This window comes from Falsiroseomonas oleicola (assembly GCF_019029495.1).
Classification (GTDB): Bacteria; Pseudomonadota; Alphaproteobacteria; order Acetobacterales; family Acetobacteraceae; genus Falsiroseomonas; species Falsiroseomonas oleicola.
Genome location: NZ_JAERQM010000001.1, coordinates 769,046 through 783,202 on the forward strand (window position 1 = coordinate 769,046; position 14,157 = coordinate 783,202).

At 68.7% G+C, this 14,157-nt stretch carries 10 protein-coding genes; 2 read left to right on the forward strand and 8 right to left on the reverse strand.

Annotated elements, in window-relative coordinates; genetic code table 11:
* Positions 1-10 precede the first annotated feature (10 nt).
* Positions 11-2,101 (reverse strand): putative bifunctional diguanylate cyclase/phosphodiesterase, encoded by a 2,091-nt coding sequence (locus JJQ90_RS03610; RefSeq protein ID WP_216873070.1) that lies wholly within the window; start codon positions 2,099-2,101, stop codon positions 11-13.
* Between the two features lie 579 nt (positions 2,102-2,680).
* The gene (locus JJQ90_RS03615; protein WP_216873071.1) at positions 2,681-3,409 is read right to left on the reverse strand and encodes a class I SAM-dependent methyltransferase; all 729 of its coding nucleotides are present in this window, start codon (positions 3,407-3,409) and stop codon (positions 2,681-2,683) included.
* Between the two features lie 140 nt (positions 3,410-3,549).
* On the opposite strand from JJQ90_RS03615, the gene JJQ90_RS03620 reads away from it, so the two are divergent.
* Positions 3,550-4,146, forward strand: coding sequence for a class I SAM-dependent methyltransferase (locus JJQ90_RS03620; RefSeq protein ID WP_216873072.1), 597 nt, complete (start codon positions 3,550-3,552; stop codon positions 4,144-4,146).
* Here the strand turns inward: JJQ90_RS03620 and JJQ90_RS03625 are convergent.
* The 6 genes from JJQ90_RS03625 to JJQ90_RS03650 form a co-directional block, all read right to left on the reverse strand.
* The gene (locus tag JJQ90_RS03625) at positions 4,113-5,687 is read right to left on the reverse strand and encodes a D-aminopeptidase (protein WP_216873073.1); all 1,575 of its coding nucleotides are present in this window, start codon (positions 5,685-5,687) and stop codon (positions 4,113-4,115) included. The genes JJQ90_RS03620 and JJQ90_RS03625 overlap by 34 nt on opposite strands.
* On the reverse strand, positions 5,687-6,598 hold the full coding sequence (locus JJQ90_RS03630; RefSeq protein ID WP_216873074.1) for a DMT family transporter: 912 nt from the start codon (positions 6,596-6,598) through the stop codon (positions 5,687-5,689). Before JJQ90_RS03630 ends, JJQ90_RS03625 begins: the two co-directional genes overlap by 1 nt.
* Before the next feature lie 60 nt (positions 6,599-6,658).
* A complete protein-coding gene (locus JJQ90_RS03635; protein ID WP_216873075.1) occupies positions 6,659-7,804 on the reverse strand; it encodes a mandelate racemase/muconate lactonizing enzyme family protein in 1,146 nt (381 codons plus the stop codon).
* Complete coding sequence (locus tag JJQ90_RS03640) at positions 7,801-8,778, reverse strand: Bug family tripartite tricarboxylate transporter substrate binding protein (protein ID WP_216873076.1); 978 nt, start codon at positions 8,776-8,778, stop codon at positions 7,801-7,803. Before JJQ90_RS03640 ends, JJQ90_RS03635 begins: the two co-directional genes overlap by 4 nt.
* A 78-nt stretch (positions 8,779-8,856) precedes the next feature.
* Positions 8,857-11,166: a M10 family metallopeptidase C-terminal domain-containing protein gene (locus JJQ90_RS03645; protein WP_216873077.1), complete on the reverse strand. Its 2,310-nt coding sequence runs from the start codon at positions 11,164-11,166 to the stop codon at positions 8,857-8,859.
* A 323-nt stretch (positions 11,167-11,489) separates the two neighbouring features.
* Complete coding sequence (locus tag JJQ90_RS03650; protein ID WP_216873078.1) at positions 11,490-12,890, reverse strand: amidase family protein; 1,401 nt, start codon at positions 12,888-12,890, stop codon at positions 11,490-11,492.
* A gap of 222 nt (positions 12,891-13,112) precedes the next feature.
* Between JJQ90_RS03650 and JJQ90_RS03655 the strand changes: the two genes are divergently transcribed.
* On the forward strand, positions 13,113-14,123 hold the full coding sequence (locus JJQ90_RS03655) for an SMP-30/gluconolactonase/LRE family protein (RefSeq protein WP_216873079.1): 1,011 nt from the start codon (positions 13,113-13,115) through the stop codon (positions 14,121-14,123).
* Positions 14,124-14,157 lie beyond the last annotated feature (34 nt).

A 14,157-nucleotide genomic window follows, 5' to 3' on the forward strand; every position in this document is an offset into this window, starting at 1 on the left:
CGCCTGCCGGTCAGTGGCCCACGAACCATTCGCGCGGTTCCAACCGCCCTGGCCGGATGCCCTGCGGCAAGGCGGCCTGTCCGCGCATCAGGCACTCGGCCTCCATGGCGCTGACGGGACGGCTGTAGAAGTAGCCCTGCAATTCGTGGCAGCCATGGCGTTGCGCCCATTCGGCCTCGGCCAGGGTCTCGATGCCTTCGGCGACGATGGTGACCTGCATGAAATTGCACATGGCGATCACCAGGCGCACGATTTCCTCGTTGCGCGGCAGGCCCTGGATCAGGCTGCGATCGATCTTGATGCAGTCGACGGACATCTCGTTCAGGCGGGCCAGGTTCGAATAGCCGGTGCCGAAATCATCGATGGCGATGCGGATGCCGAGCCTTCGGACCTTCGCCAGGTTGGCGCTGAGCACGGGGTTGTCCTCGATCAGCAGCGTCTCCGTCACCTCCAGCTCCAGCCGCGAGGGATCGCAGCCATTGTCGTGCAGGATGCGCTGCACCATGGCGGCGAAGTCCGCCTCGCAGAGCTGGCGCTGGGAGACGTTGACGGAGACGGAGACGTCCAGCCCCCGACGTTCCCATGCGCAACGCTGCCGCACCACCTGTTCCAGCATCGAGGCGCCGATCTGGTTGATGAGGCCCGACTTCTCCGCGATGGGGATGAAGTCGGAGGGCATGATCAACCCGCGTTCCGGATGGATCCAGCGCGCCAGCGCCTCCACCGCCACGGTGCGCTGCGCGGTCGCCGAGTAGCGCGGCTGGTAGTAGGGCACGATCTGGCCGTCCCGCAGCGCGTCCCGCAGGTCCGAGAGAAGTTGAAGCTCCTCCTCCCGCTGGTTGCGCATGCTTTCGTCGAACAGCCGGTACTGGTTCCGCCCGCCGGCCTTCGCCTCATACATCGCAAGGTCCGCGCGCTGCATCAGCAACTGCGCGTTGGTGCCGTGAATGGGGAAGCAGGCGATGCCGATGCTCGGCGTCACCATCAGCTTGCGGCGCTCGGCATGCACCGGCAGGGACAGGCGATCCAGGATCTGCTCCGCCAGCGCATTGATGCGCCCCGTCTCCCCCGGCCCTTCGGTGGCGAGGAACAGGAACTCGTCGCCGCCCAGACGGATCACCGTATCGTCGCCGACGCGCAGCTCCGACAGCCGGCGCGCCACTTCCATCAGCACGCCATCGCCGTGCAGATGGCCGAGCGTGTCGTTGATGGCCTTGAACTGGTCGAGATCGATGAACAGCACGCCGATCCGCGCGGCGCGCTGTTCCGCCTGGCTCAGCATGGCCTTGAACCGCGCGGGCATGGCCAGCCGGTTCGGCAGGCCGGTCAGGGGGTCGTGATGGGCGCGGTTCTGCGCCAGCGCCTCGGCCTCCTTCAACTCCGTCACATCCGTCTCGCTGACCAGGATGGAGGGACGCCCCGAGACCGGGTCGTGGCAGGAGCGGACGGTCAGCTCATGCCAGCGCTGGCCGGCGGCGCTGACGACCTCCGCGATCATGCTGAGCTCCGCCTCGCTGTGGAGCTGCGCCATCATGCGTTCGAAGTCCCGCCGGTGCAGGAAGCGCGACGGCAGGTCCTGATGCGGGGACTCGAAGCTGGCCCGTGCGGCGGGATTGCAATAGAGCGTGCGCCCGTCCAGATCGTGCAACGAGATCATCAGCTTGGTATGCAGCAACGCATCCGCGCTGCGGATCGCTTCCGGCTGAAGTCGCGCCTGGTCCCGCCCCTCGCAGAGCATGCCCATGCGGCCGTCATCGAGCCTGACGCCGCAGAGCCTGACCTCCATCGGGCGTGGCACGCCGCGGGGATAGAGGGTCCACATCTCGGTGAACCTTGCATCATGGCTCATGAAGTCGCCCTGGTACTGGCGCAGCCTGCGGGCCACCGCCGGCGACATATCCGCCTTCAGATCGCGCGATGCCAGTTCCGCCATCGATGCGGCGTTCCAGACCTCCAGCGCCGCGGCATTGGCCCAGACGACGTGGCCTTCGTCGACATCGAAGATCCAGATGGCGGCGATCAGCCGGTCCAGGATGCTGGCAGGGTCCCGGCCATCCGCCTCCGAAGACGTGGCGGCGGATGCGTCGATGACGTCCGTCATCGATGGGCGCCCGCGTTCAGGCCATGGGCGACGCGCCGCGGACGCAGCAGCGGAAGGCGCGCCTGTGCACGCCGCCGCCAGAACGGGCGTTCCGCCTCACGCCCCACCTCATGCTCCCGGACCATATGGGGCAAGGAACATCCCTGCGAAATCAATGGTTCCAGGCCGAAGCACGTTTCGCCGGTCAAGACAGCGACATCGACGAGCCGCAGCTTCGGGCCAGGCCGCAGCGGCGCCGGGAACAAGCCTTGGTCGTTCCCGAATCCGCGCACGGCAACTAAATGATACAAGATCGTCTCGTTTTTTGTCCACGACCGTATTTATAGGAAGATGTTTGCGTATTCCTTGACGGAGGCCGCCACTGTCTCGCGTCCGGGGGCGCCCGGTCTCATACCAGCGGACCGGTATCTTGACCGGTCCGGGCGCCCGAATGGGCGCCGCCGCAAGTGCGTCGCGCCGAAGGCGCGCCTTCGGCGCGACGAAGCCAAGGAAACCGGCGGTTTCCGCCCGTCACGCCTCTGGCGTGCCTGCGGCACGACTGAGTGGGCCCGGAGCGGTCACGCGAAAGGGCCGTTGGTATCAGGCCGCGATCGGCAGGGCCTGCGGCACGGCAGCATGCGGCTTGCGCAGCACGCTGACGAAATAGCCGTTGTGCCAGTCGCTTTCCTTGAAGGCGATCTGCGGATGGGTGTTGTCCAGCGTAGTGCGGATTTCCGCGCCATACAGAAGCTGCAACCCGCCCTGCACGATGGCGCGATGCGTGCCGGCGCGCACCGGCCACCAGTTCCAGTCGTCGCAGATGAAGACGAATTCGTCGGCCAGCGCCGGCAGGGCGGCGATCAGCCCGTCATGCTGGTCCTGTTCCTCATGCGGGCCGTCGAACAGATAGACCTCGAAGGGCGCGTGGCGGGTGGCGAGCTCGGCAAAGGGCACGGCCCGAAAGTCCGCCTCGATCACTTCCACCGCCGCCTGTTCGGTGCGGAACTGCGCCAGGTTGCCCATGAAGGCATCGCGCGGGCCGCCGAACTGGCTCCAATTGTCGATCGCCACCGCCTGCACCGCATTGCCATGGATGGCGCTGCACAGCGTCGATCCCATCCAGCTTCCCACTTCCAGATAGCCGGTGCGGCCCAGCTTGCGCAGCAGGCCGTTGATGAAGTGGCGGTAGCGGGCGCCGGACATGCCGTCGATATTGTAGATGCCCTGGGCGCGGTCGATCGGCGCGGCCAGCGCCTCCGACAGCGCCTGGCGCAGGGGGGCGACGAGGCGCGCCTCCGGCGCGATCATGATCTCGGTCAGATGGGTCATCGGGGGTTTTCTCCGCGCGGCAGCTCGCGCGGCATCTGACAGGATTTGCCTGAACGGAGCGTGAAGGATGGCGCGCATGCAGCATCCGTTCACCATTTCCCGGCAGAGTGGCGCCACACCCGTTTCGGAAAACCCGACGCATGGACACGCTTCCGCCCCAAATCCAGACCCGCTGCGTGTTGCATGTCGGCTGTGGCGCCGCCTCGCCCGACAAGCTGCCGGGGCATTTCTTCCCGGCCGGGGAATGGCGGGAGATCCGGCTGGATATCGACCCGGATGTGGCGCCCGACGTCGTCTCCAGCATCACCGACATGGCGGCGGTGCCGAATGGCTCGGTCGATGCCGTCTGGTCCTCGCACAATCTGGAACACCTCTTCCCGCATGAGGTGCCGCTGGCACTGCGCGAATTCCGCCGCGTGCTGAAGCCGGACGGCTTCGCGCTGATGACCATGCCGGACCTGCAGCAGGTGGCGAAGCTGGTGGCGGAGGACCGGCTGACGGAGCCGGCCTATATGTCGCCGATGGGGCCGATCACGCCGCTCGACATGCTGTATGGCCATGGCGGGTCGCTGGCGCAGGGCAATGCCTTCATGGGCCATCGCGGCGGCTTCACCGCGCGTTCGCTGGAGTCCTCGCTGCTCGCGGCCGGATTCCCCATCGTCCGCGTCGTGCGCGACCAGAGTTTTGCCCTTTGGGCCACCGCCTATATGGGCGGAGGCTCGGCCACCCGCCCGTAATCCAGGCCGCGCGCCAGCCAGCAGCCCACCGTCGCACCGCTGACGCGGCCGCTGGCGTCGCGCCGGAAGGACAGGGTCCAGTCTCCCGGCGGCGTATGGTCCAGCGCCCGCCAGCAGGGCAGCGCCCAGAGGTCCGGGCCGATCGGCTCCAGCTGCTCCATCCGTCCCTGGCCGAGATGGCCGGAAAAGCCGCCATAGGGCACGCCACCGCCATCCGACACCAGTAGGTCCGCGCCCAGCTCGGCGCAGCGGTAGCGGCCGGCGATGTCGGCGGGTGCCACGCCCTGGCAGGGCCGCAGCAGGCTCGCCTGGTTCTCCTGGGGCCGGTCCATGCGAAGGCCTTCCGGCGTCGGCCGCAGCCGGGTGCGGCCATTGCCGGCGCTGCCATCCGCGAGCAGTTCCAGCCGTTCCGCGCCATGGCCGAAGCGCAGCCGCAGCATGCCGGGCGCCGCGCTGTCGATCCGCACGGCGAGGCCGGTCTCCGGCTCCACATAACCACCGAGCCAGTCGGGCGGCGGCAGCGTGGCATCCGGCTGCGGCGTGGCGGCGCCGAGCATCGCGGCGAGCGCCTCCGTCGCCGCTGCATTGGCGTCCGACAGGTGGTTGAACATCACCACGACCGAGATGCGCTCCGCCGGCGCGTAGAGGCGATGGCTGCGCCAGCCGCGCAGCGCGCCGCCATGGCCCAGGACCGGCGTGCCGAAGGCCTCCGCCCGGCCGAGGCCGAAGCCATAGGGCGCGACGGCGCCATCGGCGAAGGTGACCGGCGCGGCGAGGCGGGCATGCAGGCTTTCGGCATCGTCGCGCGTCGCGTCGATATGGCGTTCCCAGGCGATCATGTCGTCCAGGCTGGCGCCGAGGCCGGCATCGCCGGTCCAGATCACCCGGTTCACCGCGGGGCGGAAGCCGGTGGCCTGCATGCCCTCATAGCCTTCGGTGCCGTCCGGCATGGCGGCGGTCTCTGCGGCAAGGATGGCGCTGTCCATGCCGATGGGGCCGAAGATGTGGGATCGCAGCAACTCGGCGAAGCTGCGGCCGGTGACGTCCTGCAGGGCATCGGAGATCAGGCGGAAATTCTGGTTGCAGTAGGCGTAGCGGGTGCCCGGCGTGAATTGCAGGGAGGCGGTCCCGGCGATGACGCGCGCGGCCTCCACATCGCCGAAGGCGGATTCGGCCGGCGCGCCGTGCAGCATGGCGACGGCCCAGTAATCGCGCAGGCCGGACTGGTTATGCGCCAGGTGCCGCACGCCCGGCGTTGCATCGCCCAGCTCCGGCAGCCGCGCGCGGATCGCCCCATCCAGCGCCTCCGGTGCCGGCACCGCCTGCAGCATGGTGCCGCAGGTGAATTGCTTGGTGATGGAGCACATGCGGAACAGCGTGCGCGGGGTGAAGGCGATCCGCCGCTCGGCATTCGCGAAACCCCAGGCGTGGCGGACCAGCACTTCGCCCTTTTGCAGCACCGCGATGGCGCCACCCGGGCCGGGATAGCGGCGCGGCAGGTCACGCAGCAGGCGGTCGAGACGCGTCGAAAGATCGGACATCAGCGGCTTCCCCACAGCACCAGCACCACGCCTGCCACCACGATCAGCGCGCCGATGATGTCGGAACGCGTCGCCTTCTCCCGCAGGTAGAAGCGGCTGAAGGCCAAAGTGAACAGGATTTCCACCTGCCCCACCGCGCGCACCAGTGCCACGGGCGCCAGCGCGAAGGCGGAGAACCAGCAGGCGGAGCCCATGGCGGACAATGCGCCGACCTGCGCGCTGTCGCGCCAGGTGGCGAAGACGGCGCGGAACTGCGCGGGTTCCTTCCAGGCCAGCCAGGCGCCCTGCATCAGCGTCTGCATGGCATTGGTGATGACCAGGATCAGCAGCGCCTTGTAGATCACATCCGCGCCCGGCATCGTCTGGTTCGCCGCCTTGATGAGCACGCCGGTGAAGCCGAAGCAGAAGCCGGCGCCGATGCCGCAGAGCGCCGCCGGCTGCGTCACGCCGCGCAGCAGCTCACTGGGCTTGGTGCCGCGCCCGGCCAGCGACAGGTACAGCACGCCGCCGACGCCCACCGCGATGCCGATCCAGGCCAGCGGCGCCAGATGCTCCCCCAGCAGCACCGTGGCCACGATCGCGGCCTGCATCGCCTCGGTCTTGGAATAGGCGGTGCCGACGGCGAAGTTGCGGTGGCCGAAGGCCATGATGAGCAGGTTGGTGCCGAGGATCTGGCCGAAGCCCCCGATGGCGCATAGCGCCAGCACCGCGACGGAAAGCGGCGGCAGCACGCCGCCGATGATCGCGCTGTAGAGCCCGAAGATCAGCAGCCCCACCGGCACGCCATAGAGGTAGCGCACCACCCCCGCCGCATTGACCGAAAGCTGCCCGCGCAGCTTCTGCTGCTGCGCGGTCCGCCAGCACTGGAACAGCGCGGCGGAGACGGTGAAGCCGATCCAGCCGGGTATCATGGCGCGCCGGACGGACGGCGCAGGTCAGAGCATTCTGCCGATATCATCATCCGGCATTTATCAGCCCAGGCGCGGGTCCAGCCAAGGGCGGTCCATGCGTTTCCATGCGGGAAAGGCGCCGGGGTTCAGCGTGATGCCGAGGCCCGGCACCTGGGGCAGCACCGCCGTGCCTTCGGCGAAGCGCAGGCTCGCGCCCTGGACGATGTCGAAGAAGGCCTCCGTCTCCCCATATTGCACCTCCAGCACCAGGAAGTTCGGGATGGTGGCGCAGAGATGCACGGAATGGGCGTGGCAGACCGGGCCGGTGGGGTTGTGCGGCGCGATCTCCACCCCCGCCGTCTGCGCCAAGGCGGCGATGCGGCGGACTTCGTCGAGGCCCCCGGCGTGCTTCGCATCGGGCATCAGCACGTCGTAGCAGCCGGCCTCGACCAGCGGGCGATAGGCGGCGAGGCCCGACAGGCTCTCGGCGCCTGCCAGCCGCATGCCGCGCGCATTGGCCAGGCCGCGCAGCCGCAGGATCTCCCGGTGATTGGCCTCCGCCACCGGACATTCCAGCCAGAACAGATTTTCGGCGGATACATCACGAATGAGCTGGGCGGCGCTGCCGGGGGAGAAGCGCCAATGCGCGTCGACCATCAGGTCGACATCCGGGCCGATCGCCGCGCGCACGGCGGCGATGCGGGCGAGGCCCGCGGCATAGGCGGCGCGGTTGGCGGGGGTCGCGCCATCCTCCCAGACCAGGGGCTCGAATGGCGCCAGCTTCACGCCCGCGAAGCCGTCCGCCACCGCGCGCGTCGCGGCGGCGGCAAAGCCCTCCGGCGTGCGCGGATTGGCGCCCCGGTTGATATTGGCATAGAGCCGCACGCTGTCGGAAAATGCGCCGCCGAGCAGGCGGTGCAGCGGCTCCCCATTCCGCTGCGCCGCCAGGTCGCACAGCGCCTGGTCCAGCGCGGAGATCGCGGTGGCGGTCACCAGCCCGCCGGGCGCATGCGGCAGGTAGCGGGCGAGGCGGTTGCGGTCCCGCGAATCGTCGCCTTGCAGATTGGCGGCGAGTCGCGAAACCTCCGCCGCCATCAGCGGTTCGTGGTTGGCCAGCGTGCATTCGCCGATGCCCACCCGCCCGTCCTCGGTGCGGACCTCCAGGAAGGACCAGTTGGTCTTCGGCGTGACATTGAAGCCCCGGAAGGCGATTCCGGCGATCTTCATGAGATGGTGATATTCGCGCTGGCGGCCAGCGCCTTCCACTTCGCGATGTCGCTGCGCACGCGCTGGATCAGCACATCCGGCGTGCTGGTGACGATGCGCCCGCCCAGCAGCTTGATGCGGTCGATCACCTCCGGCAGCCGGCCGATGCGCTGCAACTCCGGCACCAGACGGGCCACCACCTCATTCGGAAGGCCGGGCGGTCCGAACAGCCCGTTCCAGGCGATGGTCTCGAAGCCCGGCAGGCCGGATTCGTGCAGCGTGGGAATATCCGGCGCATCCGGCCAGCGTTCCAGGCTGGTCACCGCCAGCATCTTCACCTCGCCGCGCCGGGCGAAGGGCATGACATTGACCATATTGGCGATCAGGAAGGGCGCATCGCCGGAGACCACGGCCTGAACCATCCCCGCCGCGCCGCGATAGGGCACATGGATCATGTCCGTGCGCGTCATGGACTTGAACAGCTCGGTGGAGAAATGCGCCGAGGACCCCGCGCCGGCGGTGGCGTAGTTGTAGTGGCCGGCGGGCTTGGCGCGGATCATCGCCAGCAGCTCCGCCAGGCTGTCCACCGGGAAGACCCGCTGGTTCACCACCAGGGCATTCGGGCCGGTCACCAGCAGCGAGATCGGGACGAAGCTGGTCTCCAGGTCATAGGGCAGGTCGCGATAGAGCGCCGCATTGATGCCGTTGGACCCGGCATTGCCGAGCAGCAGCGTGGTGCCATCGCCCGGGGAGCGAAAGGCGTTCTCCACGCCGATCCGCCCGCCGGCACCGGCCCGGTTTTCCACCGGCACCGGCTGGCCGAGCGCCTGTTCCATGTGATGCGCGAAGACCCGCGCGGTGCTGTCATTGCCGCCGCCCGGCGCATCCGGCACCACCAGCCGCACCGGGCGCGTGGGCCAGCTTTGCGCCAGGGCAAGATGCGGCGTGGCCAGGCCCGCCAGGGCACTGGCCAGCAAGGTACGACGTTGCGGCATGGGGCCGTTCTCCGTTGGGGCGTTTCCGGGCGCCATCATGGCGCGGCCGCCCGCCGTCGAACAGCCATTTGGCGCGCGCTACGCCATCCAGACATCCTGCGAGGCCGCGGCGGGCTCGTCGTCCTCGAAGACGAAGATCGCCTCCGTGATATCGGCCAGTTCGACATTGCGCAGCAGCACGGAACCACCCGTCCTGGCGAAGTCGAGCCGCGTATGGCTGCCCAGACCGACCAGCGCCGCCATGATCGCCGCCACATCCGTGAACAGGTCGCTGGCGTCGATCCGATCCATGGTCAGGTCGAAATCGGTGATCAGGTCGTGGCCGGTACTCTCCTTATTGAAGCCGAACAGATCGGCCCCGGCGCCGCCGATCAGCGTGTCGTTGCCGGCGCCTCCGCCCAGCGTGTCCGCGCCCTCCCCGCCCAGAAGCCGGTCGTCGCCGGCCTGGCCGAGCAGGATGTCGTCGCCCGCGCCGCCCGTCAGCGTGTCGCCACCGCCGCCGCCGTAGATGGTGTCGTTGCCATCATGCCCGGCCAGAAGGTTGGCCAGCGAATTGCCCGTCAATGTATTGCCGGCCGCATTGCCAAAGCCCTGAGTGGCGAAGCCGACCAGGGTCAGGCCCTCGAAATGCTGTTGCAGGCGGAAGTTGAAGCTGACGAGCACGGTGTCGAAGCCCTCATCCGCATATTCCCGGATGCGGTCGCCGGCATCATCCACCCGGTAGGTGTCATCGCCGAGCCCGCCGAACATGCTGTCATTCCCGGCGCCGCCCACCAGCAGGTCGTTGCCATCGCCGCCATAGAGCCGGTCATCGCCATCGCCGCCGTAGAGAAAGTCGTCACCCGCATTGCCATCCAGCCGGTCATTGCCGGCGAGACCCGCCAGATTGTCGTTGCCGGCGCCGCCGGTCAGGAAGTTGTCGAAGCTGTTGCCCTCGATGCGGTTGGACAGGTCATTGCCATGACCATAGGCGGCGCCGGCGGCCTCGGTCAGGATCAGCACTTCCAGATTCTGGCCGAGGCGGTAGCCGGTGCTGGCGAGCACCGTGTCCAGGCCCTCCCCCGCCAGTTCCAGGATACGGTCCAGCCTGTCATCGACCAGATAGGTGTCGTTGCCGGTGCCGCCGATCATCAGGTCGATCCCGGCGCCGCCTTCCAGCGTGTCGGCGCCGGCCAGCCCCATCAGCGTGTCGGCACCGGCGCCGCCGGACAGCCAGTTGGCGGCCTGGTTGCCGCGCATCCAGTCATTGCCGCCGCCACCGATGACATTCTCGATCAGCGCGCGCGGGTCGTCCTCATGCAGAAAGGCATTGTACAGGTTGCGCTGCGCCATATGGGTTCCGGGCACCGCCCCGGTATTGGCCGGCGTCAGATCCACCAACTGATCCGTCGAGAGGATGGAGCCCTCGCCCGGCGTCAGGTCGATGCGCAGGCCATTGGCATAGGCCGAGAGGTCATAGGTATCGATGCCGCCGCCATCCCAGATGGTCAGCAGGATGCGGTTGGCCCCCGGCGCGCCCTGGCCGATGCCATCGACGAAGACCTCACCGGTCGCCGGGTCGAAGCGGTAGGTCGTGTTGCCGGAATTGGTCGCGTAATTCGCGCCATAGATGTGCTGCAGGGCGCGGATGTCATGCGTCATCCAGCTCTGCGGCGATTCGTAGCTGCCGGCGACGGGCTGGTCGTCGACATGGCCGCCGACCGGCATGCGGTAGGACATATTGGTGAATTCGATGCTGTGCCAAGCATCCGGCATCTGGAACACCTGCCCGCCGGGCCGTGCGTTGGCGGAATGCGGATGCGACAGGCCGAGGGCATGGCCAAGCTCGTGCATGATGACATGCCAGGAAACGCTGCCCACGACGGGATCCAGCAGCCCGCCCGGGCCGCTCACGAAGGCTTCGCTGGACAGCCAGGTATCCCCGCCGCGGTAGCCGGGGCCGAAGTCCGCGACCTGCACCGGGTCGAATTCCTCGATCCCCGGGAAGCCGCCGATGCCGAACAGGCCAGGCAGGCTGGTGGCCGCGCCGAAGCGAAGTGTCGCGCCTTCCAGATCCTCGGTGCGGCTGAGTTCGAGGTTGGTGAAAGCCGCGAGCGAGGTCAGGCGCTGCTGCTGCCCACCCGGCAGGTCGGACTCACCTGTCAGGATCAGGTCGAGGGCGCGGGTCAGGGACGGGGTCGGCGTCTCCAGCGCATCGGCCGCACCGCTGATGAAGGCGTCGCCCCAGGCGGCGCGGTCGACCGGCAGTGCATAGGTCAGGCTGCCGCTGGTCCAGCGCGTGCCCGCGAGGAGCGAATCGATCGCTGCCTCGCCGGTGAAGAACACAGGCGCCCAGTCGCGCTCCGGCGCTGGGGCCGCAACGGCCGAGGCGGAAAAGCCCGCCGTCACGTGCTGCGAGGCGACTTCGAAAACGTTCAGGCCAGCAGCCCCGCATATCACGCACATATCGACCGGCCCCCTCCAGGTGATGAGAGATTTTACGTGTTTCTGGATGGAGGTGATAGTTGTGATGAACCAACGGGAGGCCGGGAAATCCTGAAGAATCCGTATATCGCGCGCCGCAGGATCGAGGGTCGGACATCAATTAATCGTGATATCGCGGCCAGATATGCCTCATTCTAGGATCAGCTGTCGCAAAAACAGGAACAAACGCGCCCCAAAGCCGCCCTGGTCGGGTGACGCTGGAGGCCGTCCATGCGCCACCCGCCGGCTCAGCCGAGGAAGGGGTCCACCGGGCTGGCCGGCACGCCGGCGGCCTCGATCACCTCGGCCGCCGCGAACAGCAGGTCCTCACGGTAGCGCCCGGCCAGAAGCTGCGTGCCGACCGGCACCCGCCCGACCAGGCCCGTGGTCACCACCAGCCCGGGCAGTCCCATCAGCGGCAGGCCGACCTGGGTGAGCTGGGCTTCCATGATCGCGCGGAACCGCGCCGGGCTGCTGACATCGTCCTGGTCCGGGAAGGGCAGCTCGGCGGAGACCGGGGTGATCGCCACCGGATAGCGTTCGAAGAACTGCATCCAGGCGCGGACAAAGCCGGCGCGCTTCTGCAACCCGTCCATGAAGCTGTTCAGGTCGGGCTGGGCGCAGAGCGCCTCCATCTCGCCGAAGATGAAGGTGGCGTCGGGGTCGGCTTCCTGGTGCAGGCTGGCATTCAGCCCACGGCGGCTTTCCGCCAGCCAGAGCATGGCCTGGATCGCGGCGGGCTCCCGCAAGGGCGGGCATTCCACCTCCTCCACCACCCAGCCATCGGCCTCCAGCCGCTTCGCAGCGTCGCGCAGCGCGGCCTCCACCTCCGGCACCGTCGCCATGCCTTCCGGCCGGATGCAGAGCGCGGCGCGCTTCTCCACGGGCGGGCCGTCATGCGCGGCGTCGACCCACCAGGGGTCGCGCAGGTCGCGGGCGCTCATTGCCGCGAAGGCCAGCCGCAGGTCGCCGATGGTCCGCGCGATGGGACCGGAGACGGCCATGATCTGCCCGCCGATCGCCCGCTCGGCGCCGGAGGCGTTCCACACCGGAATCCGCCCCAGTGTCGGCCGCAGCCCATGCACGCCGCAGGCATAGGCCGGATAGCGGATGGAGCCGCCGATATCCGTGCCATGCCCCACCGCACCGATGCCTGCCGCCACGGCCGCCGCCGCGCCGCCCGAGGACCCGCCCGGCGTGATCCCCGGATCGCGCGGATTCTTCGTATGCCCATGCAGGCTGTTGCGGCAGAACCAGCGCAGGCTGAAGGCCGGCGTATTGGTGCGCCCGAGCAGCACCGCGCCCGCCTTGCGGAAATTCGCCACCACCGGATTGTCCTGCGTCGCCACTAGGTCCTTCTGGATGCGCAGGCCATTCGTCGTCGCATGGCCGGTCTGGTCGACATTGACCTTGATGGTCACTGGCACGCCGGCCATCGGGCCGGGGTCCTCGCCGCGCGCCAGCGCGGCGTCGATCACCGCGGCCTGGCCGAGCACATCCTCCGGCCGGTGATCCACCACGGCATTGATGGCGGGGTTCGCGGCATCCAGCCGGGCCAGGGCGTCGCGCGCCACCTCCGTCGCGCTCACCTGGCCGCCACGCACCAGGGCGGCAATCTCGGTGGCTGGCAGGCGCCAATACTCGGTCATTGCGGGCTTCCCATCGGCATCCGGCTAGGCTGCGGTGCCGGCTGGCCGGCGTCAACGCCCCGGGGCATCGCGGGTCGATACGGGCTGTCGCGCCGGGACCATCCATCTCACGTTCCGGTGATGTTGCCCCGCCAAGGACCGGCGGGCTGTGGCCCGCCGGGGCGCCATGCGAGCCTTCCCCCGGCCCGTCAGAGGCCGGAATGAACAAGGGAAGGAATCGCCATGTCCTCCAGCCGCCGTGCCCTGTTGGGCGCCGCCGGCGGGGTGGCCGCGCTCGCCGCCACGCCCGCCTTCGCCCAGCGCGAAGCCCCCGGCCGCTATCCGGACCCCTCCATCGAGGTGCTCGATCCCAGCTTCAACCGCTACCGCCTGGTGCTGGCGGCGGTGGAACGCCTGGCCACCGGCTTCCGCTGGAGCGAGGGGCCGGTCTGGTTCGGCGACCAGCGCTGCCTGATCTGGTCCGACATCCCCTCCAACAAGATGATGCGCTGGAGCGAGACGACCGGCCGCGTCGACGTCTTCCGCGAACCCTCCAACAACAGCAACGGCAATACCCGCGACCGCCAGGGCCGCCTCATCACCTGCGAGCATCTGACGCGGCGCGTGACCCGGACGGAGCTGGATGGCCGCATCACCGTCATCGCCGACCGCTATGACGGCAAGCGGCTGAACAGCCCGAACGACGTGGTGGTGAAGTCGGATGGCAGCATCTGGTTCACCGACCCGCCCTTCGGCATCCTCGGCTTCTATGAGGGCGAGCGGGCGGAGCCGGAGCTGCCGACCAACCTTTACCGCGTGGCGCCCGATGGTCGGATCAGCGTGGCCACCGGCGATGTCGGCCGGCCCAACGGCCTCGCCTTCTCCCCGGATGAGCGGATTCTCTATGTGGTGGAGGCGGCGGCGACGCCGCGGGTGATCCGCGCCTTCGACGTCGGCGATGACGGCCGCCTCTCCAACAGCCGCGTCTTCCACCAGTGCAGGGAGGGTGAGACGCCGGACGGCTTCCGCGTCGATGTCGACGGCAACCTGTGGTGCGGCTGGGGCATGGGCACGCCGGAGCTGGATGGCGTGCGGGTGCTGAACAAGGACGGCGCGCCGATCGGCCATATCCGCCTGCCGGAACGCTGCGCCAATGTGACCTTCGGCGGGCGCTTCCGGAACCGGCTGTTCATGCCGGCGAGCCGGTCGCTCTACAGCCTTTATGTGAATACGCAGGGCGTGGCCTACGGGTGAGGGTCGGTTCCTCCCCCGCGCATGCGGGGGAGGC

Coding starts and splice junctions, on each gene's coding strand:
- JJQ90_RS03640 (WP_216873076.1), bottom strand. CDS start 8,778: ATGCCGCAACGTCGTACCTTGCTGGCCAGTGCCCTGGCGGGCCTGGCC.
- JJQ90_RS03610 (WP_216873070.1), bottom strand. CDS start 2,101: ATGACGGACGTCATCGACGCATCCGCCGCCACGTCTTCGGAGGCGGAT.
- JJQ90_RS03625 (WP_216873073.1), bottom strand. CDS start 5,687: ATGTCCGATCTTTCGACGCGTCTCGACCGCCTGCTGCGTGACCTGCCG.
- JJQ90_RS03630 (WP_216873074.1), bottom strand. CDS start 6,598: ATGATACCCGGCTGGATCGGCTTCACCGTCTCCGCCGCGCTGTTCCAG.
- JJQ90_RS03620 (WP_216873072.1), top strand. CDS start 3,550: ATGGACACGCTTCCGCCCCAAATCCAGACCCGCTGCGTGTTGCATGTC.
- JJQ90_RS03635 (WP_216873075.1), bottom strand. CDS start 7,804: ATGAAGATCGCCGGAATCGCCTTCCGGGGCTTCAATGTCACGCCGAAG.
- JJQ90_RS03615 (WP_216873071.1), bottom strand. CDS start 3,409: ATGACCCATCTGACCGAGATCATGATCGCGCCGGAGGCGCGCCTCGTC.
- JJQ90_RS03650 (WP_216873078.1), bottom strand. CDS start 12,890: ATGACCGAGTATTGGCGCCTGCCAGCCACCGAGATTGCCGCCCTGGTG.
- JJQ90_RS03655 (WP_216873079.1), top strand. CDS start 13,113: ATGTCCTCCAGCCGCCGTGCCCTGTTGGGCGCCGCCGGCGGGGTGGCC.